Source organism: Clostridium moniliforme (assembly GCF_017873235.1).
GTDB lineage: Bacteria > Bacillota > Clostridia > Clostridiales > Clostridiaceae > Clostridium > Clostridium moniliforme.
On the sequence record NZ_JAGGJZ010000005.1, the window covers coordinates 114,462 to 138,535 of the forward strand.

Below are 24,074 nucleotides of genomic sequence, written 5' to 3' on the forward strand. Positions count from 1 at the left end.
TAAACCGAATATATTAGTATAATAAGTTATCAAATATGATTAGGAGTGATTAAATTATGGCTACTTCTATTAAGGATGTTGCTAGAGAGGCAGGCGTTTCAATAGCTACTGTTTCCAGGGTTTTAAATGACATAGACGTGGTAAATGAAGATACAAAAAAGAAAGTTTTAGACGCAATTAAGAAGTTAGGATATAGACCAAATATAGTAGCGAGAAGTTTAAAAACACAAAGAACAAAGACTATAGGAATATTAATACCAGACATATCAAGTCAATTCTATCCAGAGATTGTTAGAGGAGCAGAAGATGTATCTAACATATATGATTATAACATAATACTTGGAAATTCTGATTTTGATGTAGAAAAAGAAAAAGAATATTTAAGAGTATTAAAAGAAAAGATGGTTGACGGAGTTATTTATATGAGTAGTTCCCTTCAAGATGAGATTTTAGATTTAATAAATGAATTAGATTTAAAAACTGTACTTGTTGAAACTAAAGACAAAGAAGGAAAACTTCCAAGTGTAACTATAGATAATATAGAGGCTGCATATGAAGGAACAAAGTACCTATTAGACAAAGGGCTAAAAAATCTTGCATTTGTAGGAGTTAAAAAGGATGAAATAAATGCATGGAGTGATAGATACATAGGATTTGAAAAAGCTTTAAAAGACTTCAATTTATCTGTAGATGAAGAATTAATATATTTATCAGATCTTAAGGTTAAGAGCGGATATAAGGCTGCTGAAAGCTTTATAAAATCAAACAAAAAATTAGAAGGTATAATTTGTGCAACAGATGAGTTAGCAATGGGAGTTATTAACGGGTTAAGAGATAATGGAGTAAGAGTACCAGAAGATGTTAGTGTAGTAGGATTTAATAACAACTTCTTAGGAGAAGTATTCTATCCAAAACTTACAACAGTTAGTCAACCAAGCTATGATATGGGTTCTGTAGCTATGAGAATATTAATAAAACTTCTTAATAAACAAGAATTAGAGCAAGCACACTATGTTTTACCACATGGAATAGTAGAGAGAAATAGTGTAAAATAATTTAGAAATTTTAAGCTACCCTTAATTTATAAGGGTAGCTTAATTTTTTATTTATGATATTATTATATTTATAAAAATTTAAAGGAGGTTAGATAGTGAAAAAAAAATATATAGTTATTTTAATTATGATTATTGTTATTATAGCTGTAACATCAAGTACTCTTATTTTAATTAATAAAAATAAAAAAGATAAATACGATGCTATAAAATATGGTAAAGCTGAATTTGTAACTAGCATGAAGGATATAAATAAAGATTTACCAACAATAATATTATTTAAAAGTGCTATGGTTAAAAAGAGTTTTTATGCAGAAAGAAATTTAAAATTTTTGCATGATGATTATGGTAATCAATTTAATATAGTCCATGCTAATTCAGATAGTTTAGATAATCAAGAGGCAATAGATCTTGCTAAAAAATATGATGTAGTTGGGGTTCCTACATTAGTTGCATTAGATAGGAATGGAAAACTAATTGAAAAGAAAGAAGATGTATTTTCAAAAGAGGGAATAGAAAAAATTTTGAAGGATATGGGAGTTAACTTTAATGAAAAACAATAAGAAAGGGGAATGTATATGGATAAACAAAAGAGGCTTGGAGAAGAAAAAATAACAAAGTTATTATTAACTTTTTCAATACCTGCTATTGTAGGTATGATGGTAAATACTCTGTATAACATAATTGATAGAATGTATATAGGACATATACCAGGAAGTGGACAATTAGCCATAACAGGTGTTGGTATAACAATGCCTATAATGACAATAATATTAGCATTTGGTATGCTAGTTGGAATTGGAACAGCAGCTAGAGTTTCTATAAAACTTGGACAACATGACAAAAAATCAGCAGAAAAACATTTAGGTAATGCATTTACATTAATAATTATAATAAGTTTAATTATAACTATATTTGGACTTATATTTTTAGATCCTATATTATCAATTTTTGGAGCTAGTATAAATACAGAAATATATGCAAGGCAATATATGCAAATTATATTTATAGGAACAATTGTTAATATGTTAAGCTTTGGATTAAATCATTCAATAAGAAGTGATGGAAGTCCTAAGATTGCTATGTTATCTATGCTTATTGGAGCAATAACTAATATAGTATTAGATCCAATATTTATATTTGTTTTAGGAATGGGAGTTAGGGGAGCAGCCATTGCAACAGTAATATCTCAAGTATTAACAACTATATGGATACTTCAATACTTTACAAAAGGAAAGAGTATTATTAAACTTAGAAAAGAAAACTTATTTTTAGAGAGAGTTACAGTTCTTAGTATATTTTCAATAGGAATGAGCCCTTGTAGTATGCAAATAGCAGCAAGTATAGTTCAAGTTCTTGCAAATAACTCTTTAAAAGAATATGGAGGCGACCTTGCAATTGGAGCTATGACTATAATCTCAAGTATTTCTATGATATTTTTAATGCCTATTTTTGGATTAAACCAAGGTTCTCAACCTATAATTGGATATAATTATGGAGCTAAGAAATATCATAGAGTAAAAGAAACGGTTAAATATGGATCTATAATAGCTACAATGATAGTTGTTTTAGGCTGGATTGTTGTACAATTTGCACCAGATATATTAATTAAAATATTTAATAAGGATCCAGAGCTTGTAAAGATTGCTACAAATGGTATTAGAATATATTTATTTATGTTACCTGTTATAGGATTCCAAGTAATAAGTTCAAATTACTTTCAATCAATAGGTAAAGCAAAGATATCAATGTTTTTAAGTTTATTAAGACAAGTTATTCTTTTAATACCATGTCTTTTAATATTACCAAATATTTTTGAACTAAATGGAATATGGCTTTCAGGACCAATAAGTGATGGAATATCATCATTAATCACAGGTATTCTCTTCTATAATTCTGTTAAGAAATTAAAAGAAGTTAAAGAAGATGAATTAGAACAAGTGGAAGCATATTAGAAAATTTATTTTAGACTGCCTTAAGTTATTGGGCAGTCTATATTTTTTATTATAAGTTTTCATAGATATAACTTATTTATTATATTTAGTGAAGCTTATAAGTTTTATAGTAGAGTGATTTTAAGTAAGTATAGCAATATTTTTAATATTTGTAACAATGGTTACTACTTAAATTATAAGGGTAATATATAATATAAATATAGAATTAGCATATGTGAGTTAAATTATGGAGGAGAAATTATGAGTGAAATAATGGGTAAAATGCCTGCTATGGTAAGTGGAACTAACTATGGTAATCTTCAAAAAGTAAGAGATGGCAAAAGAACTTTTGGTATAACACCTCATATTCCAGGAGGTTTTATTACAATAGATACACTAGAAAAGATAACTAAAGTAGCTAAAAAATATAATGGAGTAATTAAAATTACATCAGGACAAAGGTTATTAATAACTAATTTACAAGGAGAAGATTTACCTAAGATATGGGAAGAACTTGATATGGAACCTGGAGTTAAGGCACAAAATTCTGTAAAGAATGTTGAAATGTGTCCAGCTGGATATTGCAAAAGGTCAAAGTTTAATACAATTGGTACAGGTATGAAACTTTTAAATAAATATAAATACATGGAAATGCCTTGTAGAACAAAAATTGGAGTTTCAGGTTGTAGAAATGCTTGCGGTGGAGTTTATTCAAAGGATGTTGGAGTTATTGCTGATAAAACAGGATTTTTAGTTACAGCAGGAGGTTCTGCTGGTTATAATCCTAGAATTGCAGATATAATTATTCAAGATGTAGATGAAAAAGAAGCTTTAAATATTGTAGATAAAATATTTGAAGTTTACAAGTCAGAGGGAATGGCAGGAGAAAAACTTGGAGATTATATAGATAGAATAGGAATAAAAGAATTTAAAGATAAAGTATTATAAAAAAGAATTTAAATATACAATATAAAAAGGAGCCATCAATAAGAAATTTTAAAATTTCTTATTGATGGCTCTTTTATTCATATTATCATTAAATTTTATAATATACCTTCATTTTTTAAGATATCTTCTAATTTTTGAAGTTTATCACTTAAAGATATAAATCTTTGTTTTATATCATCTTTTGATAAGTCATCATTATCAATACTTTGTTCTAAATCTTCTACAGTTTTTAATGCGTCTTCAATGTCTTGTTGGGCTAATTTAAGATTTTCTTCTTTCATGTAAGCTTCTCCTTTAATATATTGAGTTTATTAATGTATATATTAATTATCCTATCACTACTAAAACGCTAGTGCAAGGCATATATTTAAATGTTAACAGTACTTATTTTATGGAGGATAAGATGATTAATTATATTTGGTTTTTAATAATATTTTTTGGAATAGTATTTGCATTGTTTACTGGAAATGCAGATAAAATAACAGAAGCTATAGTAAGTGGTAGTTATGGAACAGTTAATTTTATTATTGAACTTACAGGTATATTATGTTTTTGGTGTGGCGTTATGAAAATCGCTGAAAAAAGTGGACTTACATCTCATATTGCAAAATTACTAAGACCATTTCTAAAAAAACTTTTTAAAAGTGCAGCGAAGGATGAGAAGGCACTTGGGGCTATAGTAATGAATTTAACTGCGAATATGATGGGACTTTCAAATGCAGCAACTCCTTTTGGAATAAAGGCAATGGAAGAAATGGATAGGTTAAATAATGGAAGTAGTGTAGCTTCTAATGATATGGCTTTATTTCTTGTTATGAATGCAGCTTGCATACAATTAGTTCCTACAACTGTTATTTCAATAAGAGCAGCAGCTGGTTCTGTAAACCCAGGGGTAATAATAATTCCTGCGATAATTTCAACTGGTGTTGCAGCAGTTGTTGGAATAGTTTGTTGTAAAATATTACAAAGGTATTTTTAGGAGGAATAAATATGTTTAGTTATATTACAAAAAGTATTATTCCTGTTATTGTAGTTGTAATATTAATTTATGGAATGATAAAGGGTAGAAAAGTATATGAGTGGTTTATAGAAGGGGTAAAGGATGGATTAGGAGTTTGTTTTAGAATATTTCCGTGTCTATTAGCTATGCTAGTAGCAGTACAAATATTTAAAAATGCAAATCTTTTAGATTTAGTAAACAAATTAGTTGCACCATTTTCAGGAGCAATAGGACTGCCGGAGGAGATAGTTCCATTAGTTTTAATAAAGCCTATATCAGGAAGTGGTGCTGTTGGAATGTTTACTGAAATAATTAAAACATATGGAGCAGATACATTTATAGGGCTTTTAGCATCAGTTATTATGGGAACAACAGAAACAATATTTTATACTATAACAGTTTATTTTGGAGCAGCAAAAATAAAAAAGATAAGACATACTTTATGGGCAGCTATAATTGCAGATATAACAGCTATAATAGTTGCAATTATTGTAGTCAACTGGATGTTAATATAATATTATTCAATTTAATGTTTCAATTGAAATACATTAGAATTTTTAAGTTTTTGAGGAAATATATATTTTATAGATTTTAGATAAAGAATACTGTTTGGGAAAATTTTATATAAGTAGTATAATTATACTTAAAGTAATATAAAAAAACATGCAAATTATTATAATTGCATGTTTTTAGTATATTTATTTGAATTTAAATCTATCAACAATTAAAGCAATTGCATTATCACCAGATACATTACAAGCAGTTCCAAAGCTATCTTGAGTTATATATAAAGCTATCATTAAAGCAAGTTGAGCTTCACTAAAACCAAGATTTGCTTGTAAAACTCCAAGGGCAGCCATAACTGCTCCACCAGGAACTCCAGGAGCTGCAATCATAGTTACACCAAGCATTGCAATAAAGCCAGCAAATTGAGGGAATGTAAAAGACATTCCATTTAGTAGCATAACTGCAATAGAACAACAAGTAAGAGTTATTGTACTACCTGATAAATGAATTGTTGCACATAATGGGACTACAAATTCACGAACTCCTTTTGAAACTCCATTTTTTTCTGCAACATTAAGATTTACTGGAATAGTTGCAGCGGAAGATTGAGTTCCAAGTGCTGTTAAATATCCAGCTACTTGATTTTTAAGAAGAACAAATAAGTTTTTCTTGCTAGCAGATGCTGCTAAAGTAAATTGTAATAAGATTATACAGAAATGAAGTAATAATATTATTAAGAAAACTTTCCAAAATACAGAAAATATACTTTGAACTTCTCCTGTATAAGTCATATTTGCAAATATACCTAAAATATGTAGTGGAATTAAAGGTATTATAATAACTTTTATAACCTTTTGAACTATTTCTTGAAATTCAAAAGCTATATTATAAAGAGTACGTCCTTTTATTGCAGATATACCAAGGCCTAATAAGAAAGCTAAAATTAAAGCTGTCATTACTGGCATTAAAGGTGGCATCTCAACAATAAATAGTGGAGATAATAATTTTTTTTCAGGATTATCTGCACTAAATGATATTGCTTTTGTAATAAACATAGGAAATATTTTTGATGATACAAAATAAGCAAAAAAACCTGCAATAAGTGTTGATCCATAAGATAGTAATGTTGTAAGACCAAGCATCTTACCAGCAGAACCTCCAAGATCAGCAATACCGCAAATTACAAAACCTAATATTATAAGTGGTATTACAAATCCAAGGAAGTTACCAAATATTGAATTAAATGTTGCAAGGATTCTAATAAATCCTTCTGGCATAAAGTTTCCAATTATTACTCCTAATATAATTGCGATTATTAATTTAGGAATTAAACCTAATTTTTTCATATGTATTCCTCCTGTGGACAAGTGTATTTTATATGATATTATAAGAATGTGACATAAAAGTCAATTATTTATTGTAAAATATAATTATAAAGAGGAAATAAGTATAAAAAGAAGAATAACAATAATTATATGCAGATTAATAGATAATATGCTTGCAAATAAAAATAATAAGGGAAAATTAAATTTTAACGAAAAACAAATTGTGGGATTTGTTTTTAATTTGTGGGAGAGGTTTTAATATGACTGAAGAAAAATTTTATATAGTTAATGAATCGGTATTACCTACAGTGTTTTATAAAGTTATAGAGGTTAAAGAACTATTAAACACAGGAAAAGTAAAAGATATATCAGAAGGAGTAAAAAAAGTTGGAATAAGTAGGAGCACTTATTACAAATATAAAGATTCTGTTTTTTTTATGGCAGAGGGAGTTAATAGTAAGAAGATAACTATTGTACTTTTATTAGCTCATAAATCTGGAGTTTTATCAAAAGTATTAGATTTTATAGCAACAAGACAATTAAATATATTAACAATAAATCAAGATATACCAATAAATATGACAGCTAACGTAACTATAACATTAGATGTTTCTAAAATTAAGGGGGATGTTAAAAACTTCTTATATAAAATAAGTGAAATAGAAGATGTTATAAAGGTTAGAGTTTTAACTGTTGAATAAAATTTTGGAGGGATTAGTATGAAAAACGATGTATTTAAGTTAAACAGAGAAAGATTAGCTGAGAAGTTAGAAGATAACTCTTTGCTTATTCTTTTTGCTGGAAAAGCACCAAAGAAAACAGCAGATGAACAATATCAATTTACACCAAACAGAAATTTTTATTATGTAACAGGTATAGATGAGGAAGATCATATATTTGTTATGGGAAAATTTGATGGAAAAGTAATAGAAAAAATGTTTATAAAAGAAATTGATCTTGAAATGGAAAAATGGTATGGAAAGACAATAAGAAAAGAAGAAGTTTTTGAAGTAAGTAAAATAGAAGATGTTCAATACTTAGGAGATTTAAAGCCATTCTTAAATAAGATATTAAATGAAAAGGTAGAAATGAATATTTATTTAGATTTAGAAAGAGATGCATTTGAAAGCCTTCCTTCTGTAAGTAGTTCATTTTGTAAAAAACTTAGAAATAAATATCCTCAAGTTACAATAAAGAATGTATTTCAATTATTTGCTCCTTTAAGACTTGTAAAGAGTCCTGAGGAAATAAATGAAATGCAAAAGGCTATAGATATAACAATTAAAGGTGTAGAATCACTTATGAAAAACTCTAAAGCTGGAATGAAAGAATATGAATATGAAGCATATTTTGAATTTGAATGTAAGAAAAATGGAGTAAAGGATTATGCATTTAAAACTATTGCAGCAGCAGGAAAAAATGCAACAATACTTCATTATGTTGATAATGATGCAGAAGCTAAAGATGGAGATTTAATTCTTTTTGATTTAGGTGCACAAGTTAACTATTATAATGGGGACATTTCAAGAACATTCCCTGTAAATGGTAAGTTTACTCAAAGACAAAAGGAAGTTTATGAAGCTGTACTTAGAGTAAATGAAAAAGTAATAGATGCATTAAAACCTGGAGTTAAATTCTTAGAAATTAACAAACAATCAAGAGAGTGGATTGCAGAAGAGTGTGTAAATCTTGGATTAATAGATAATTTAGAAGAAGTATCTAAATATTATTGGCATAGTATAGGTCATAGTTTAGGATTAGATACTCATGACATTGAAAATGTAGGAAGAGATACTATATTAGAACCAGGAATGGTATATACAGTAGAACCAGGAATTTATATAGGAGAAGAAGGAATTGGAGTAAGAATTGAAGATGATGTATTAATAACAGAAAATGGTAATGAAGTTCTTACTAAAGAAATGATTAAAAGTGTTAAAGAAATAGAAGATTTTATGGCGAAATGTTAATAAATTATATACAAAACATTAAAATTATATTGATAGCGATATAATTTTAATGTATAATTACATTAATTAACAAGTGAATAATTAGAAGAGGTAGAGGCGCAATATTTAAAAGTACTATTATTGAGGTAAGCACAATGAAGTAATAGGAAAGGAAATATTGCCGAAGGATGTAATCAATGCTTTAAGATTACAATCCTGGGCTTATGTAAAATATGCATAAGACTGTCACAAAAGATATTTGTGGTGAGCTATCATTCAACGGATTTTTGCACATATAGCATAGAACCTTGAGTGTTATCTCAAGGTTCTTTTTTTTACATTAAAGTAAATGATGGGCCTCTAAATATTCACAAAATTATTTAAGGGGGATTCAATCATGAAAAAAAGAAATTATTTGGTATTTTTTTTAACGTTTATCTTAATGATGAGTATGTCAACAGTTGTTTTTGCAGCAGAGGTAGATCCGGGAACTTTAAATGCAGACAAGTTTGGAATATGGACAATCATTCCACCTTTAGTTGCAATTATATTAGCATTTATAACTAAAAATGTTGTTATTTCTTTATTTATTGGAACATTAGCAGGATGTTTTATGCTTCAAATTTTAGATCATAACGCATTTATATCATTAATACAAGCATTCTTAGACTTTATTCAAAGAGTATTAAGTTCTTTAGCAGATCCATGGAATGCTGGTATTATACTTCAAGTTTTAGCAATAGGTGGAGTTATAAATTTAGTTGCAAAAATGGGAGGGGCAAAGGCTATAGCAGAAGCATTAGCTAAGAGAGCAAAAACTCCAAGAAGTGCCCAACTTGTAACTTGGTTTTTAGGAATTTTAGTATTCTTTGATGACTATGCAAATTCATTAATTGTTGGACCTATAATGAAACCTGTTGCAGACAAATTAAAGGTTTCAAGGGAAAGACTTGCTTTTATAATTGATGCAACAGCAGCACCAATTGCAGGACTTGCAATTATTTCAACATGGATTGGACTTGAAGTTGGACTTATAAATGATTCATTTACTCAAATAGGAGTTAAAGTAGATGCCTTTGGAGTATTTTTAGAAACTATTCCTTATAGGTTTTATAATATATTAATACTTGCCTTTGTTGTTATAACAACAATTATGCTTAGAGATTTTGGTCCTATGAGGAAGGCAGAAATTAGAGCGAGAAAAGGAATAAAGGATAAAAAATCAGAACTTGAAAGTATTAGTGTAAATGAAGAAATGGAAGTAAAAGAGGGGGTAAAATTAAGTATATGGAATGCAATTATTCCAATAGGTACACTTATAATTTCGGCACTTATAAGTTTTTATTATAGTGGATATTCAGCAATAATGGCTGGAAAAGATGTAGCCCTTCAAAAAATATTAACTGAAGCACCATTTTCATTTAATGCAGTGCAGCAATCCTTTAGTGCAGCAGATGCATCAACTGCTCTTTTCCAATCAGCAGTATTTGCTTCAATAGTTGCAATAGCAATGGGAGTTCTTAAAAAGATATTTACGGTGTCAGAGGCAGTAGATGCTTGGATTGATGGAATGAAGGGACTTATAATTACAGGAGTAATACTTTTACTTGCTTGGTCATTAAGTTCAGTAATAAAGGATTTAGGTACAGCAAAATATTTAGTAACATTATTATCTGGCTCAATACCACAGTTTTTACTTCCAAGTATAATATTTGTATTAGGTGCAGTAATATCCTTTGCAACAGGAACTGCCTATGGAACAATGGGAATACTTATGCCACTTGCAATACCTTTAGCTCATTCAATATCACCAGATATGGGATATATTATAGTAAGTACAAGTGCAGTACTTACAGGAGCAATATTTGGAGATCACTGTTCACCAATATCAGATACAACAATTCTTTCATCAATGGGGTCTGGTTGTGATCATATAGAACACGTAAGGACTCAAATGTGGTATGCATTATTTGTTGGAGGAATAACAATTATATTTGGATATATTCCAGTAGGATTAAATATACCAATATATATTGTACTTCCAGTAGCAATAATTATAATTGCAATAGCTGTAAGATTTATTGGAAAACCAGTAGATAATGTAGAGTAAAAAAAGTAATTAATTATATTAACTAAATAAATTTTATTAAAAAGCAAAATAGTAAACTTTTATGGATTTATATAAATTTCATAAGTTTATGGTTTTGCTTTTTTTGTTGTAGTAAATTTTAAGAAAAATATTTATATAATAGATTTAGTCTATTTTAAATAAATGTATCATTAAACAAATTAAAATAATATCTTAATAAAGAGATAGAAATAAGTTCAGGAGAAGTTATGAGAAATAGAAATGTTATGAAAAATAGTGATATGTTTTCTAACATATTTGCTCAAACATTTTCAACCATTATAAATGATACAAACCTTATAGATAATTTATTTAATAGTTTTTTTAGTGAAGATACATTTCAAAATATTAATTTAGGTGAAAATTTAATAAAGGTTAATATAAAAAATGAAAAAGATAAGTATTTAATTGAAGGGGTATTTCCAGGAATAGAAAGAAAAGATATAAGAATTGATTATAAAGATGATTATATATATTTAAATGTTAATAGAAAGCAAGTTTATTCAAATGGATATAATATGTCTATGGTAGTTATGCAGTATGGGGATGGGTTTAGTAAGGAATTTTTTGTACCAAACGGAGATATATCTAAGATGAATGCTTCATTTAAAAATCATAGGTTAAGATTAGAACTTCCTAAATTGAATATAGAATCTTTTGATGATAATTGTAATATTATAGATGTAGTAGATTTTAAAGAAGAATAATTATTTATATATAAATGTATTCTATGATTTTATTATGTCTTATAACTTGATATAAGACACTTGTTGTGGGAAAATATAATAAACAATAGAAAAAGGGGCGAGATCTTATGAAGGTAGCAGATAGGATAAAATCATTGAGAAACTTAATGAGAGAGAAAAAAATAGATTATTATATTATATCTAGTGGAGATGCTCATCAAAGTGAGTATGTTTGTGACCATTATAGAGGTAGAGCTTATATGTCAGGATTTACAGGATCAGCAGGCACATTATTAATAGGATTAGATAAGGGGATTCTTTGGACTGATGGCAGATACTTTATTCAAGCAGAAGATCAACTTAAAGGCTCTGGAATAGAATTATTTAAAATGAGAATACCTGGATGGCCTACTTTAGAAGAGTGGCTTATGGATAATATGAAAGCTGGTGAAACATTAGCTTTTGATGGTAAAACTTTCTCTATAAATAGTTATAAAAATTTTAAAAATATAGAAAATAAAAAGAAAATTAATATAAAGATAGATGAAGATTTATTAGATGAAGTATGGATTGATAGACCAGAATTACCTAATGGAGAAGCTTTTATTCATAATATTAAATATTGTGGTAAGAGTGCAGGAGAAAAAATAAACGAAGTAAGAGAAAAGATGAAAGAATTGGGAGCTGAAAATTATATAATAGCTTCCTTAGATGATATAGCATGGCTTTATAATATTAGAGGAAATGATATACATTGTAATCCTGTTGTTATAAGTTATGCATTAATTAAAGAAACAGAAGCATTTTTATATGTAGATAAAAATAAAATATCTAATGAAATGGAAAAAGACTTAAATAGAAATGGAATAACTGTAAAGGGTTATAATGAATTAATAGATGGAATTAAAGTGTTAAAGGGAACAATTTTAATTGATCCTAATAAGATTAGTGCTTCAATATATGAAAATATAAAGAATAAAGAAAATATAATTGAGCATTTAAATATAACAACATCTTTAAAGGCTATAAAAAATAAGGATGAAATCGAAAACCTAAAAAGATGCCAAGTAAGAGATGGTGTTGCAATGGTTAGATTTATGAAGTGGCTTAAGGAGAATTTAGGTAAAGTAGAAATAAGTGAGATTTCAGCTTCAAATAAATTAGAGGAATTTAGGGCTTTAGGGGAATTGTTTAGAGGAATAAGCTTTGATACAATTGCAGCTCATAAGGAACATGGTGCAATGATGCATTACTTTCCAACTAAAGAAACTGATTATAAACTAGACAAAAAAGGTTTCTTATTAGTAGATTCAGGTGGACAATATTTAGATGGAACTACAGATATAACAAGAACCTTTGTTTTAGGAGATCTTACAGATGAAGAAAAGAGAGATTTTACATTAGTTTTAAAGTCTCACATAAATTTAATGACAACAAGATTTTTAAAGGGAACAACAGGATCAAATGTTGATATAAGAGCTAGAGGGCCACTATGGGATAATGGAATAGACTATAAATGTGGAACAGGACATGGAATAGGCTTTTTCTTAAATGTACATGAAGGACCTCAAAGTATAAGTCCAGTACCAAATAAGATTGCTCTAGAACCTGGAATGATTGTAACTAATGAACCAGGAGTTTATAAAGAAGGAAAGCATGGTATAAGAACAGAAAATGTAATGCTTGTTGTAAATGATATTACATCAGAAGAATTTGGACAGTTCTATAAATTTGAAGTTATATCATTATGTCCTATTGATTTAAATGGAATAGACTCAGATTTATTAAGCAAAGAAGAAAAGAAATGGCTTAATGATTATCATAAAAATGTATTTGATACATTATCACCTTATTTAAGTAATGAAGAAAAAGAATTTTTAAGAAATGAAACTAGAGAAATATAAAAATATTTTTGCTTAAAGACCAAAAAGAAGCTCCCTATGGAGCTTCTTTTTGGTGGTTTTTAATTATATTAGAAAATTTTTTATTATAAAAAATTTTACAAAAATAGATTAATTTTCTATATTATTTTTATTTAAGCTGTCTTTTCTTTTGGGGGATTAAAATATTTATTAATTAATATAGCTACAATAATACCTATTGCAGTATCAATACTTCTTCCAACTGCATAAGCATAAGATTGAGGGCCGCTATAATTTATCATTATACCTATAAGAACTATACATGCTATTGTTACAGAACCAGGCTTATTAAAAAGATTGCATGTATATATAACTGCAACAATACCAAGACCTGTAACAAAGGAGTTATAATCATATAACAAAGGAATTTTAATCATAATAAATATTATAACTATTCCAAATACACCACCAAGAATTGTTCCTATAAGTCTATTTTTACCCATTGCAAAGGAACTTGAAACAGTATCTTTCATACAAATAACTGCTGCTATGCAGGCATAAAATGCATTTTCTCTTCCAATAAAATTAAAAATAACCATACATACAGTAACTGCTAAGGCGGTTTTTATGTTACGTAAACCTACTCTATGTATATTTAGTTTCATATTTAATTTCCTCCTATTTTGATATTTTAATATTATACCATAGGAAATAATATTGTGTTAATTTAATATACCCTAAAATAATTGACATATATTAATATATAGAATATTATATACTTAAAATGTAAATGCTATGATAAGAAGAGTAGTAAAAGTATATTTCTAAAGAGAGCTAACAATTTGCTGAGAGTTAGTGTTATAGACTTTTATGAAGATGGCCTTTGAGCATATCTTTTGAGCTTATAAATTTAAGGTTAGGAAGATACGGGAGCAACCGTTATATTGCATGGTGATGATAGTCACCTAGTGAGTTTCTTATTGTGAGGTAAGAAAGAAATAGAGTGGTACGCGTATATACAACGCCTCTATGCAATATGTGTTGCATAGAGGCTTTTTTAATAGATTTAAAATAATAAACTATATATTAGTATTTTAAGTATAAGGAGGATTTTAATATGTGTAAAAAGCCATATTATATAACTACACCAATATATTATCCATCAACAAAACTTCATATAGGTAATACCTATACAACAGTTGCAGCAGATGCAATAGCAAGATTTAAAAGATTAACTGGATATGATGTAATGTTTTTAACAGGAACAGATGAACATGGTCAAAAAATTCAAAGAATTGCTGAAGAAAAGGGAATAACTCCAATAGAGCATGTTAACGAAATTGTTGCTGGAATAAAGGACCTTTGGAACATGATGGACATAAAATATGATAAGTTTATAAGAACAACTGAAGATTATCATATTGAAGCAGTACAAAAGATATTTAAAAAATTATATGATCAAGGAGATATATATAAAAGCTCATATGAGGGTTTATATTGTACTCCATGTGAATCTTTCTGGACTGAAAGTCAATTAGTAGACGGAAAATGCCCAGACTGTGGAAGACCAGTTGAAACTTCAAAGGAAGAAGCATATTTCTTCAAGATGAGCAAGTATGCTGATAGATTAATAAAATATATAGAGGAACATCCAGATTTTATTCAACCAGAATCAAGAAAGAATGAAATGTTAAATAACTTCTTAAAGCCAGGTCTTCAAGATCTTTGTGTTTCAAGAACTAGCTTTAATTGGGGAGTTCCTGTAACTTTTGATGAAAAGCATGTAGTGTATGTTTGGATAGATGCGTTATCAAACTATATAACTGCTTTAGGATATGGAAGCAACAATACAGAATTATTTGATAAATATTGGCCTGCAGATATTCATTTAATAGGTAAAGATATTTTGAGATTCCATACAATATATTGGCCAATAATGTTAATGGCACTTGATTTACCATTACCAAAGAAAGTATTTGGACATGGATGGTTACTTGTTGATGGCGGAAAGATGAGTAAATCAAAGGGTAATGTAGTAGACCCAGTTGCACTTGTTGAAAATTTTGGAGTTGATGCAGTTAGATATTACTTATTAAGAGAAATACCATTTGGAGCAGATGGATTATTTAATAATGAAATATTTATAAAGAAGATAAATTCAGATCTTTGTAATGACCTTGGAAACTTACTTTCAAGAACAGTTGCAATGGTTGAAAAGTATTTTGATGGAACAATTCCAGCACCTTTAGAAAAGGAAGAAGTTGATGATGATTTAATAAATCTTGCATTAGCTACTCCAAAGAAGGTTGAAGATGCAATAAATGGACTTAAGATTCCAGAAGCTTTAGAACATATATTTGAATTAGTTGGAAGAGCTAATAAATATATTGATGAAACAACACCATGGATATTAGCTAAAGATGAAGATAAAAAAGGTAGACTTGGAACAGTTCTTTATAACTTAGCAGAAAGTTTAAGATTTATATCAGTTCTTATATCACCATTTTTACCAACAACAGCTGAAAAAATAAATGAACAATTAGCAGTAACAGCTAAAGATTGGAATTCATTAGAAGGTTTTGATGGAACAGCACCAGGAACAACAGTTAAAAAGGGAGAAAATTTATTCCCAAGAATAGATGTAGATAAAAAATTAGCTGAACTTGAAGAATTAAGAAAAGCTCAAATGGATGCTGTAAAGGCAAAAGCAGAAGCAAAGGTAGAAGAAGCTAAAGAAATGACACCAATAAAAGAAGAAATAACTATAGATGACTTTGAAAAGTTAGATTTAAGAGTAGTTAAAGTATTAGAATGTGAACCAATAAAAAAAGCAAACAAGTTACTTAAACTAAAAGTAGACCTAGGTGGAGAAGTTAGACAGGTTGTTTCAGGAATTGCTAAGCACTTTAAGCCAGAAGATTTAATAGGAAAAAATGTTGTATTAGTTGCAAATCTTAAACCTGTTAAATTAAGAGGAGAATTATCACAAGGAATGATACTTGCAGCATCAAATGATGATGACAGTGTATTAAATTTAGTAAGTCCAGGAGAATTACCAACTGGAAGTATAGTAAGATAAATATTGTATAACATTTAAGGAAGTCAGCTTAAAAATTAAGTTGACTTCCTTCTTATATATAGGTATAAAAAGTATTATTAAAATTAAATATAATATATTAAGGTTTTTAAATAGTAAAAGGTTATATAAAAGAGGTGAATTATGAAGGTTGTAATAGGAAACGCTTGGCCTTATGCAAATGGTAAGCTTCATTTAGGAAGAATAGCAGTATTTTTACCAGGTGATATTCTTGCAAGGTATCATAGAATGATGGGTGATGATGTAATATTCATATCAGGTAGTGATGCTCATGGCCATTTAGTAAAAAGGAAGGCAGAAGAATTAAAGATTACTCCGAAGGAAACTTTGGATAAATATCACAAAGAGTTTTTAAACTGTTTTAAAAATTTAAATTTTTCATTTGATTTATTTACACATACTGATACAGAATATCATAAAAATATGGTAAAAGAATTTATTGTAAAGTTGTATAAAAATGGATATATATATGAAAAAAATGATTTAGAGGATAATAAAGAAAATAAACATTTATTCTTTGCGCTTTCTAAGGTAGAAAAGGATGTAAAGAGAACATTTATTAAACAAGAATTTTGGAGAAAAAATGCTCAAGATATAACTAAAAGATATATAGATGAAGGATTAAGAGATAGAGCTGTAACTAAAGAAATAGATTGGGGAGTTGATGTACCATTAGAAGGTTTTTCTGATAAAAAGATTTTTGTATGGATTGAGGCGTTAATGGGATATATTACTGCAACTTCTAAATATTTAGAGGGTAAAGAGGATAAACTTTCAGATTATTGGGATGGTGATGATAGTAAGGTATATTTAGTTCATGGAAAGGATAATATACCATTTCATACTATAGTTTTTCCTGGACTTTTAGCATCATTAGGATTTAAAAATACTAAATTAAATATTATTTCTAGTGAACATTTAAAACTTGAAGGTAAAGATTTTTCTACAAATAAAAATTGGGCAATTTGGGTAGATGAAATACTTAAAAAATATGATGTTGATACTTTAAGATACTATTTAATATTAAATGGACCTGAATTTAAAGATACTGATTTTAAATGGAAAAATTTTATCAATTCACATAATTATGATTTAGTTTTAGAATTAAATGAATTATACAAAAAATCAATATTAAATGGAAATATAAAAGAATGTACTTTAGAAGAGAAAAATAAAATATTAAATTTATATTTTAGCGTAGGAGATAAGATAGAATATGGAGAATTTAAAAGTGCATTAAAAGAAATATTTTCTTATATAATAGAAGAAAATAAAAAAACAAAACCTTCTATTAATATAGTAATAAATTTAGCTAATATATTAGAACCATTTTTACCAAAAACAAGTAGAAAGATAAAAGCAAAATTTTGTGTAAATGAGTTTACTTGGAATTTTATAACTATTAAAAAGATGCCAGCAAAATTAGTTTATGAACCAATTTTTGAAAGTATAGATAAGAAAAATATAATAGAAGAAATTAAAAAACTAAAAGAAAATAAATTTTAAAATATAGTAAAATAAAAAACCTAGAATATCTACAATAGGGGGACGAGATACTCTAGGCAAACCAATCAATTAAGATGGTTATAAGGGGTAAATAATAATGCTTTAACTACTTTACAATTACATAATAACCTAGTAATATGTCATTTATGTGTCAAAAAATATAATAAAATATTAAGAGATAATAATTAAAATATTAAAATTTCAATAAAAGTAATTAATTTGAATAAATTTTATCAAAATCTAATATTCTAATAGTTTTTCTGTCGTAGTCTATTATATTTTCATTTTTTAATTTTATTAATTCTCTAGAAAGAGAAGGTCTTTGAACACCAAATGAATCCGCTAAAGCTTGTTTTGTCATAGTTAATATTATTGTATCACTATTTTGTTTTCTAGATTCTTTTAATAAGAAATCATATATCATATCTCTTAAAGATTTAGATGTTACTTGGCGTAATTTTGAACTTAAAAGCATAGCTTTATTTGATAATAATTTTAAAAATAATAATAGAAAATTTTGATTTGATTGAAGGAGGTTTGTAACCTCTTTTTTATTTATATGAAGAACTAAACTTTTATCCTTACTAACAACATCCATAGGGTAAATATTTTTATCTCCAAAGAGAAGATTTTCTCCGAACATATTACCCTTTTGTAATCTAGTTACAACTAGGGTGTTACCGTTAGCATCATTTTGTTGAATTTCAATTTTTCCACTTATTATAATACTTAAATGATCACATTTTTCAGTATGAAAGAAAATGGTTTCTTCTTTTGAATAATCTTTTATATTAACTAAAGGATTTTTTAGTAGTATGCTTAATTCATTTTCACTAAAATTTTTAAACAATAGAGAAGTTTTTAATATAGAAATTATTTCATTATTATTCATGATTTTCACATCCTTTCGATTTTCATATGTTTTGTATAAGTTACTTATAATGTATAATAATATACATATTAAATTATTTAAAGAGGGAGATATAGACTATGGAAAATAAATATAAAATTTTTGATACTCATGCCCATTATGATTCAGAAGATTATGATATAGATAGAGAAAATATACTTGAAGAATTAAAAGAAAATGGTGTTATTGGAATATTAAATTGTGCATCATCATATGATAGTGTTAAATTAACAGATGAACTTACAAAAAAATATGATTTTGTATATGGGGCATTAGGAATACATCCTGAAAATGCAGATGAGTTTACAGAAGAAAGACTTGATATAATAAAAGATATGATAAAAGCAAATGATAAGATAGTTGCAGTTGGAGAAATTGGATTAGATTATTATTGGGACGAAAATCCATCAAGAGAAATTCAAAAAGAAGTTTTGAGAAAGCATATGGAACTTGCAAAGGAATTAAATATGCCTGTAATAATTCATGATAGAGATGCGCATAAAGATACTCTTGACATAATAAAAGAATTTCCAGAAGTTAAAGGGATTATCCATTGTTTTTCAGGAAGTGTTGAGTTTGCAAGAGAATGTATAAAGCTTGGATATTATATAGGATTTACAGGAGTTGTAACATTTAAAAATGCTAAAAAGATTGTTGAAGTTGCAAAAGATATACCTTTAGATAGAATGCTTGTTGAAACTGATGCTCCATTTATGGCACCTGTACCAAACAGAGGAAAGAGAAATAGGTCGGATTATATAAAAGAAATAATAGAAAAATTAGCAGAGATAAGAGATTTAGATCCAATTGAATTAAATATGAAGCTAAATGATAATTTCTATAACTTGATTAAAAAAGAAAAATAGAATATAATTAAATGGAATTAATTGTAATTTTGATTCATACTCTTATGTAGAGGAGACATTTTAACTAATACCATAGACGTAAGGAGACTCCATAAAGAACTGAAAGATATATAGGAATTATACATTTTTTATTATGCAAAATATTGCATTTTTTTATATCAGTTCAAAAAAGCAAGAGGCTTTTAATTTGACAAAATATTAAAAAGTAATATATAATGCAAAAGACACTCTTGCCAAAGGAGGGAAATCAATGGTAGAAAAATTTAAAACTTTTATTAAGAAAAGTTTTTCTAACGGTCCGAAGGCAAAAATAGTGATATTAGCCACGGTCTGTGTTGTGGCAGTAGCAGTAATTACAATTGTTACGATGAGAAAGACAGTAAAATTAAGAATTGACGGAAAAGAAGAAGTATTTATCACATATAAGGGGACTGTTAAAGATGCGTTGCAAGATAAAGGTATAGAAGTATCTAAACATGATAAAGTGCAACCATCCTTAGAATCCAAAATTAATGAGGCTGAAGAGATTACAGTTAAGAAGGCCGTGCCTATCAAGGTTAACTTTGCAAAGAAAGATGTTACAGTTCTTTCAGCAGAAGATAATGTTGAAGATGCCTTAGTAGCTAGTAATGATCAACTTAAAAAAGAAGGAGTAGAGTATGTAAAGGGCGTTGATGAAATTAAGCCTGGACCAAATGCTCCAATAGAAAAAGATATGAATGTTGATGTCATAAAGGTTGAAACTAAAAATATAACAGAACATAAAGAAATACCTTATGACACAGTAACTAAGAATGACTCATCTCTTGAAAAAGGGAAGGAGAAGGTTGAAGCTGTAGGTAAGAATGGAAAACAAGAAGTTACTTACCAAGTGGTTTATAAAGATGGCAAGGCGGCTTCAAAGACAGAAGTAAGTAGCAAAGTTGTTGCAACTCCTATAAACGCAATTGTTGTACAAGGTACTAAAAATCCTGTAAAATATATACCAAATAGAGGAGATTCAGTACAATATAAAAAACATTTAGTTATGGAATCAACAGCATATTCAGGACATAATACTACTGCTACTGGTGTAAAACCAGTGTACAACCCTGGTGGTGTAAGTACAATAGCAGTTGACCCAAGAGTTATACCGTTAGGTAGCTTAGTATATGTAGAAGGATATGGTTATGCAAGAGCCGCAGATACTGGTGGGGCTATTAAAGGAAATATAATAGATGTTTTCTTCAATAGTTCAAGTCAATGTAATTCATGGGGAAGAAAATATGGCGTAGATGTTTATATAGTATCTTATCCAGGAGAATAGTATGATTTTTATAGAGATAACAAAAAAATGTGTTATCTCTTATTTTTTTATATAAATATAATAGTTAGTTATTTGACATACCATTCATATATATGTAAATTATTTATATAGAAAACTGCTAAGGAATAATTAGAATTAGCGAAAGGATGTAAAGTTGTGGAGAAAAAGGTTATAAAAGAAGTTATAGTTGTAGAAGGTAGAGATGATATTGATGCAGTAAAAAAGGCTGTAGATGCAGAACTTATTGCTGTTGGAGGATTTGGAATAAATAGAAAAGTTATAGATAGAATAAAAGAAGCTCAAAAAAGAAAGGGGGTAATAGTTCTTACTGATCCTGATTTTGCAGGAGAAAAGATAAGAAGTATTATTAGAAAAAGAGTAAAGGGAATAAAGCATGCTTATATTGCTCAAGAAGATGGATTAAAAGACGGAGATATTGGAGTAGAGAATGCTTGCCCTGAAGTTATAATAAGAGCTTTAGAAGGAGCTAAGGTTACATTAGAAGAGAAGACAGCTATTTATGGAATGGAAGATATGTTTTTCTTTAAACTTACAGCAGATAGTAAAGCAAAAGAAAGAAGAATGGCCCTTGGAAAAGAACTTGGAATTGGATATGGAAATGCAAAGCAAATGGTATCTAGATTAAATAATTATGGAATAGATAAAGATGAATTTGTAAAAGCTATACAAAAGGTAGATAAGGAAATAGGAGAATAATAATATGGAAATAAAAGATTATAAAACTCAAGAACTTGTAAAAAAGTACAACTTTAAATTTTCAAAGAGTTTAGGACAAAACTTTCTTATAGATGATTCTGTGTTAAATGATATAGTAAGTGGTGCAGATGTAAATGATGAGGATTTAGTAATAGAAATAGGTCCTGGAGTTGGAACACTTACAGCTCATCTTTTAAATAAAGCTAAAAAGGTTGTTTCAATTGAATTAGATAGTGATTTAATACCTATATTAACTGAAGAACTTGGAAGTCATCCAAACTTTTCACTTATACACAAGGATGCACTTAAAGTTGACTTTAATGAGATAATTGGAGATGAAAAAAGTGTAAAGCTGGTAGCTAACCTTCCATACTATGTAACTACTCCAATTATAGTTAAACTTTTAAAGGATGGATATAAGTTTAAGAGCTTAACTATAATGATTCAAAAAGAGGTTGCAGAGAGAATTGATGCAGAGCCAAATTGCAAGGAATATGGATCACTTTCACTATTAGTTCAATATTATTGTAATACTAAAATAATAAGAAAGGTTGCTCCAAGTTCATTTATACCAAGACCTAAAGTTGAGTCTATAGTTATAAGATTAGACAGACTAGATGAGCCAAAGGTTAAAGTTAAAGATGAAACTCTTATGTTTGAAATAATAAGAAGCTCATTTAATATGAGAAGAAAAACTTTATGGAATGGAGTAAAGAATATAGGATTAAATAAAGAAAATTTACAAAAAGCTTTTGAAGAAGCTGGAATAGATCCTAAGAGAAGAGGAGAAACTTTATCCCTTGAAGAGTTTGCAAAGCTTAGTGATAGAATTTATGAATATAAATAAACTAATATTATCATAACAGGAACCTTCACGCATATAATATATTGAATAAATGTATGTGGAGGTAATTTGAGATTGGCACATAATAAGTTATATAGAAATTTTATAATATTACAAGAAGATGAAAATTATAAAAACTCTTCTAAAAATGAAAAGGCTTTATCTGGATATGCAAAAATTGAAGCAAAAGGGGATAAGTGTAAAATAACATTTTATGCTCAGAACTTAAAAAAGGATGACAGTTATGCCATAGTACTTATTTGCAACAAAAAAGATATGAAACAAATTATTGATATGGGACCAATGGATATTAATAATGTTGGTAAAGGTGAAGCTTGTATAGAATATTTTTCTGATGATATAGGAGGACTAGATTTTTCTTACGATAAAATTTCAGGAGCAGCAGTATGTAAGAAGGTAGGAGAAAAACTAGACTTTTTAATGTATGGATTTATTAATGGAGAAAAGTATCAAGATGGATGGAAGAACTTTAAGGTTTTAAGTTGTGATGACAAAGGTAAAAATATAAAGCCAAAAGAATATATTAAAAAATCCTATGATAAAAAAGAAAATGATAATGAAAAGAATAATGAAGAGAAATATAATAAGTATCATGAAGATAAGGATAACTTAAACAATAAATATCACAATGATAAAGATGATTCTAATAAGAAAGATTATGATAAAAAAGATGAACATGACAAATGTGATGATGACAATAAAGAAGATGAAAACAAATATCATAAAGATGTATGTGATCATAAATGTCGTGAAGAAGATCATGATAAAGATGAGAATGATAAAGAACATGAAGAAAAATATGATTATGATGAAAAAAATGATAATTTAAAATGTTCATGTAGTGAAAGAGAACCTGTATTAGAAAAATTTGAGAACTATGAAAGAAACATAGAACAAAGTTTAGATCCATATGACTTTAAGTTAAGAGGTGGGATTGGAGACTTTTTTGAAAATCTAGTTAATGATTTAGAGCAGGTTAAAGGAGAATTTAAGGGATTGCCTTATTGCAAGTGGTATAAAGTGCCTGTTAGAGATATAGAAGATATGTGCAGCATTAATGATTATAATAGATATTCAATAATTTATTATCCTATGTTAAATTACTATCCATATATAAGAAGACATGGATACTTTATGATTGGATATAAGTGTGATTCAAAAGGAAATTTAAAGTACTTAGTTTATGCTATTCCAGGTAAAAAGGATAAGGATGAGCAACCATATGGAGGTAAATCAGGATTTGTTACTTGGTGTAAGAAAAAAGATGATGATATTGGTTTTTGGTTAATGTTTTATGATTATAAAAATTCAACTATTGTTGTGCCTTCAAAGTAATAAAATTGTAATATAACAATAGTTTGCCAATGATAATGTAAAGTATTATAATTTAAATATGATTAGGAGAAGCTTAAGCTT

Annotated in this window: 21 protein-coding genes, 1 pseudogene, 1 riboswitch and 1 other annotated feature; of the genes and pseudogenes, 18 read left to right on the top strand and 4 right to left on the bottom strand. The window is 27.8% G+C overall.

Features of this window, described 5'->3' with window-relative positions:
• Positions 1 to 56: 56 nt before the first annotated feature.
• The 4 genes from J2Z53_RS09015 to J2Z53_RS09030 all read left to right on the top strand — a co-directional run bounded on the left by J2Z53_RS09015 (position 57) and on the right by J2Z53_RS09030 (position 3,934).
• On the top strand, positions 57 to 1,055 hold the full coding sequence (locus J2Z53_RS09015) for a LacI family DNA-binding transcriptional regulator (protein WP_209797165.1): 999 nt from the start codon (positions 57 to 59) through the stop codon (positions 1,053 to 1,055).
• Positions 1,056 to 1,150: 95 nt separating this feature from the next.
• Positions 1,151 to 1,615, top strand: coding sequence for a YbbN family protein (locus J2Z53_RS09020; protein ID WP_209797166.1), 465 nt, complete (start codon positions 1,151 to 1,153; stop codon positions 1,613 to 1,615).
• Between the two features lie 15 nt (positions 1,616 to 1,630).
• On the top strand, positions 1,631 to 3,007 hold the full coding sequence (locus J2Z53_RS09025) for an MATE family efflux transporter (protein ID WP_209797167.1): 1,377 nt from the start codon (positions 1,631 to 1,633) through the stop codon (positions 3,005 to 3,007).
• 240 nt (positions 3,008 to 3,247) lie between these two features.
• Positions 3,248 to 3,934: a nitrite/sulfite reductase domain-containing protein gene (locus J2Z53_RS09030; RefSeq protein WP_234925820.1), complete on the top strand. Its 687-nt coding sequence runs from the start codon at positions 3,248 to 3,250 to the stop codon at positions 3,932 to 3,934.
• Between the two features lie 95 nt (positions 3,935 to 4,029).
• Here the strand turns inward: J2Z53_RS09030 and J2Z53_RS09035 are convergent, their stop codons facing one another.
• Entirely contained in the window at positions 4,030 to 4,215 is a 186-nt protein-coding gene (locus tag J2Z53_RS09035; RefSeq protein WP_209797168.1) for a hypothetical protein, read from the bottom strand.
• 122 nt (positions 4,216 to 4,337) lie between these two features.
• Between J2Z53_RS09035 and J2Z53_RS09040 the strand changes: the two genes are divergently transcribed.
• Positions 4,338 to 4,913 carry a nucleoside recognition domain-containing protein gene (locus tag J2Z53_RS09040; RefSeq protein ID WP_209797169.1) on the top strand — a complete coding sequence of 192 codons (576 nt, stop codon included), beginning with the start codon at positions 4,338 to 4,340 and terminating at the stop codon, positions 4,911 to 4,913.
• Between the two features lie 11 nt (positions 4,914 to 4,924).
• The gene (locus J2Z53_RS09045; protein ID WP_209797170.1) at positions 4,925 to 5,449 is read left to right on the top strand and encodes a spore maturation protein; all 525 of its coding nucleotides are present in this window, start codon (positions 4,925 to 4,927) and stop codon (positions 5,447 to 5,449) included.
• A 183-nt stretch (positions 5,450 to 5,632) separates the two neighbouring features.
• On the opposite strand, the gene J2Z53_RS09050 is transcribed toward J2Z53_RS09045, so the two are convergent.
• Positions 5,633 to 6,787 (bottom strand): dicarboxylate/amino acid:cation symporter, encoded by a 1,155-nt coding sequence (locus tag J2Z53_RS09050; protein ID WP_209797171.1) that lies wholly within the window; start codon positions 6,785 to 6,787, stop codon positions 5,633 to 5,635.
• Between the two features lie 239 nt (positions 6,788 to 7,026).
• Here J2Z53_RS09050 and J2Z53_RS09055 point away from each other — a divergent pair, with 239 nt between their 5' ends.
• The 5 genes from J2Z53_RS09055 (at position 7,027) to J2Z53_RS09075 (ending at position 13,433) form a co-directional block, all read left to right on the top strand.
• Positions 7,027 to 7,467 carry an ACT domain-containing protein gene (locus J2Z53_RS09055; RefSeq protein ID WP_209797172.1) on the top strand — a complete coding sequence of 147 codons (441 nt, stop codon included), beginning with the start codon at positions 7,027 to 7,029 and terminating at the stop codon, positions 7,465 to 7,467.
• Positions 7,468 to 7,485: 18 nt separating this feature from the next.
• Positions 7,486 to 8,736 carry an aminopeptidase P family protein gene (locus J2Z53_RS09060; RefSeq protein WP_209797173.1) on the top strand — a complete coding sequence of 417 codons (1,251 nt, stop codon included), beginning with the start codon at positions 7,486 to 7,488 and terminating at the stop codon, positions 8,734 to 8,736.
• Positions 8,737 to 8,819: 83 nt separating this feature from the next.
• Positions 8,820 to 8,995, top strand: a riboswitch (Lysine riboswitch).
• A 117-nt stretch (positions 8,996 to 9,112) separates the two neighbouring features.
• Positions 9,113 to 10,825, top strand: coding sequence for a Na+/H+ antiporter NhaC family protein (locus J2Z53_RS09065; RefSeq protein ID WP_209797174.1), 1,713 nt, complete (start codon positions 9,113 to 9,115; stop codon positions 10,823 to 10,825).
• Between the two features lie 227 nt (positions 10,826 to 11,052).
• Complete coding sequence (locus tag J2Z53_RS09070; protein WP_209797175.1) at positions 11,053 to 11,550, top strand: Hsp20 family protein; 498 nt, start codon at positions 11,053 to 11,055, stop codon at positions 11,548 to 11,550.
• Between the two features lie 107 nt (positions 11,551 to 11,657).
• On the top strand, positions 11,658 to 13,433 hold the full coding sequence (locus tag J2Z53_RS09075; protein ID WP_209797176.1) for an aminopeptidase P family protein: 1,776 nt from the start codon (positions 11,658 to 11,660) through the stop codon (positions 13,431 to 13,433).
• Positions 13,434 to 13,564: 131 nt separating this feature from the next.
• On the opposite strand, the gene J2Z53_RS09080 is transcribed toward J2Z53_RS09075, so the two are convergent.
• The gene (locus J2Z53_RS09080) at positions 13,565 to 14,056 is read right to left on the bottom strand and encodes an FUSC family protein (RefSeq protein WP_209797177.1); all 492 of its coding nucleotides are present in this window, start codon (positions 14,054 to 14,056) and stop codon (positions 13,565 to 13,567) included.
• 121 nt (positions 14,057 to 14,177) lie between these two features.
• Positions 14,178 to 14,423 (top strand) — a binding site (T-box leader).
• 73 nt (positions 14,424 to 14,496) lie between these two features.
• Between J2Z53_RS09080 and metG the strand changes: the two are divergent.
• Both metG and J2Z53_RS09090 read left to right on the top strand, forming a co-directional pair.
• Positions 14,497 to 16,470: pseudogene (gene metG, locus J2Z53_RS09085) on the top strand (methionine--tRNA ligase); the annotation flags it as partial.
• 141 nt (positions 16,471 to 16,611) lie between these two features.
• A complete protein-coding gene (locus J2Z53_RS09090; RefSeq protein WP_209797179.1) occupies positions 16,612 to 17,994 on the top strand; it encodes a methionine--tRNA ligase in 1,383 nt (460 codons plus the stop codon).
• Positions 17,995 to 18,208: 214 nt separating this feature from the next.
• On the opposite strand, the gene J2Z53_RS09095 is transcribed toward J2Z53_RS09090, so the two are convergent.
• Positions 18,209 to 18,886: a Crp/Fnr family transcriptional regulator gene (locus J2Z53_RS09095; protein ID WP_209797180.1), complete on the bottom strand. Its 678-nt coding sequence runs from the start codon at positions 18,884 to 18,886 to the stop codon at positions 18,209 to 18,211.
• A gap of 98 nt (positions 18,887 to 18,984) precedes the next feature.
• Between J2Z53_RS09095 and J2Z53_RS09100 the strand changes: the two genes are divergently transcribed.
• The 5 genes from J2Z53_RS09100 (at position 18,985) to J2Z53_RS09120 (ending at position 23,993) form a co-directional block, all read left to right on the top strand.
• Positions 18,985 to 19,770, top strand: coding sequence for a TatD family hydrolase (locus J2Z53_RS09100; RefSeq protein ID WP_209797181.1), 786 nt, complete (start codon positions 18,985 to 18,987; stop codon positions 19,768 to 19,770).
• A 250-nt stretch (positions 19,771 to 20,020) separates the two neighbouring features.
• On the top strand, positions 20,021 to 21,076 hold the full coding sequence (locus J2Z53_RS09105) for a 3D domain-containing protein (RefSeq protein WP_209797182.1): 1,056 nt from the start codon (positions 20,021 to 20,023) through the stop codon (positions 21,074 to 21,076).
• A 156-nt stretch (positions 21,077 to 21,232) separates the two neighbouring features.
• Complete coding sequence (gene rnmV, locus J2Z53_RS09110) at positions 21,233 to 21,793, top strand: ribonuclease M5 (protein ID WP_209797183.1); 561 nt, start codon at positions 21,233 to 21,235, stop codon at positions 21,791 to 21,793.
• A gap of 4 nt (positions 21,794 to 21,797) precedes the next feature.
• Positions 21,798 to 22,640: a 16S rRNA (adenine(1518)-N(6)/adenine(1519)-N(6))-dimethyltransferase RsmA gene (gene rsmA, locus J2Z53_RS09115; protein WP_209797184.1), complete on the top strand. Its 843-nt coding sequence runs from the start codon at positions 21,798 to 21,800 to the stop codon at positions 22,638 to 22,640.
• 72 nt (positions 22,641 to 22,712) lie between these two features.
• On the top strand, positions 22,713 to 23,993 hold the full coding sequence (locus J2Z53_RS09120) for a hypothetical protein (RefSeq protein ID WP_234925821.1): 1,281 nt from the start codon (positions 22,713 to 22,715) through the stop codon (positions 23,991 to 23,993).
• The last annotated feature ends 81 nt before the right edge of the window (positions 23,994 to 24,074 follow it).

What these genes read in the sequence shown, in the direction of transcription:
- J2Z53_RS09015 (WP_209797165.1), top strand. Translation starts at nt 57, where the DNA reads ATGGCTACTTCTATTAAGGATGTTGCTAGAGAGGCAGGCGTTTCAATA.
- J2Z53_RS09025 (WP_209797167.1), top strand. Translation starts at nt 1,631, where the DNA reads ATGGATAAACAAAAGAGGCTTGGAGAAGAAAAAATAACAAAGTTATTA.
- J2Z53_RS09030 (WP_234925820.1), top strand. Translation starts at nt 3,248, where the DNA reads ATGAGTGAAATAATGGGTAAAATGCCTGCTATGGTAAGTGGAACTAAC.
- J2Z53_RS09035 (WP_209797168.1), bottom strand. Translation starts at nt 4,215, where the DNA reads ATGAAAGAAGAAAATCTTAAATTAGCCCAACAAGACATTGAAGACGCA.
- J2Z53_RS09040 (WP_209797169.1), top strand. Translation starts at nt 4,338, where the DNA reads ATGATTAATTATATTTGGTTTTTAATAATATTTTTTGGAATAGTATTT.
- J2Z53_RS09045 (WP_209797170.1), top strand. Translation starts at nt 4,925, where the DNA reads ATGTTTAGTTATATTACAAAAAGTATTATTCCTGTTATTGTAGTTGTA.
- J2Z53_RS09050 (WP_209797171.1), bottom strand. Translation starts at nt 6,787, where the DNA reads ATGAAAAAATTAGGTTTAATTCCTAAATTAATAATCGCAATTATATTA.
- J2Z53_RS09055 (WP_209797172.1), top strand. Translation starts at nt 7,027, where the DNA reads ATGACTGAAGAAAAATTTTATATAGTTAATGAATCGGTATTACCTACA.
- J2Z53_RS09060 (WP_209797173.1), top strand. Translation starts at nt 7,486, where the DNA reads ATGAAAAACGATGTATTTAAGTTAAACAGAGAAAGATTAGCTGAGAAG.
- J2Z53_RS09065 (WP_209797174.1), top strand. Translation starts at nt 9,113, where the DNA reads ATGAAAAAAAGAAATTATTTGGTATTTTTTTTAACGTTTATCTTAATG.
- J2Z53_RS09070 (WP_209797175.1), top strand. Translation starts at nt 11,053, where the DNA reads ATGAGAAATAGAAATGTTATGAAAAATAGTGATATGTTTTCTAACATA.
- J2Z53_RS09075 (WP_209797176.1), top strand. Translation starts at nt 11,658, where the DNA reads ATGAAGGTAGCAGATAGGATAAAATCATTGAGAAACTTAATGAGAGAG.
- J2Z53_RS09080 (WP_209797177.1), bottom strand. Translation starts at nt 14,056, where the DNA reads ATGAAACTAAATATACATAGAGTAGGTTTACGTAACATAAAAACCGCC.
- J2Z53_RS09090 (WP_209797179.1), top strand. Translation starts at nt 16,612, where the DNA reads ATGAAGGTTGTAATAGGAAACGCTTGGCCTTATGCAAATGGTAAGCTT.
- J2Z53_RS09095 (WP_209797180.1), bottom strand. Translation starts at nt 18,886, where the DNA reads ATGAATAATAATGAAATAATTTCTATATTAAAAACTTCTCTATTGTTT.
- J2Z53_RS09100 (WP_209797181.1), top strand. Translation starts at nt 18,985, where the DNA reads ATGGAAAATAAATATAAAATTTTTGATACTCATGCCCATTATGATTCA.
- J2Z53_RS09105 (WP_209797182.1), top strand. Translation starts at nt 20,021, where the DNA reads ATGGTAGAAAAATTTAAAACTTTTATTAAGAAAAGTTTTTCTAACGGT.
- rsmA (WP_209797184.1), top strand. Translation starts at nt 21,798, where the DNA reads ATGGAAATAAAAGATTATAAAACTCAAGAACTTGTAAAAAAGTACAAC.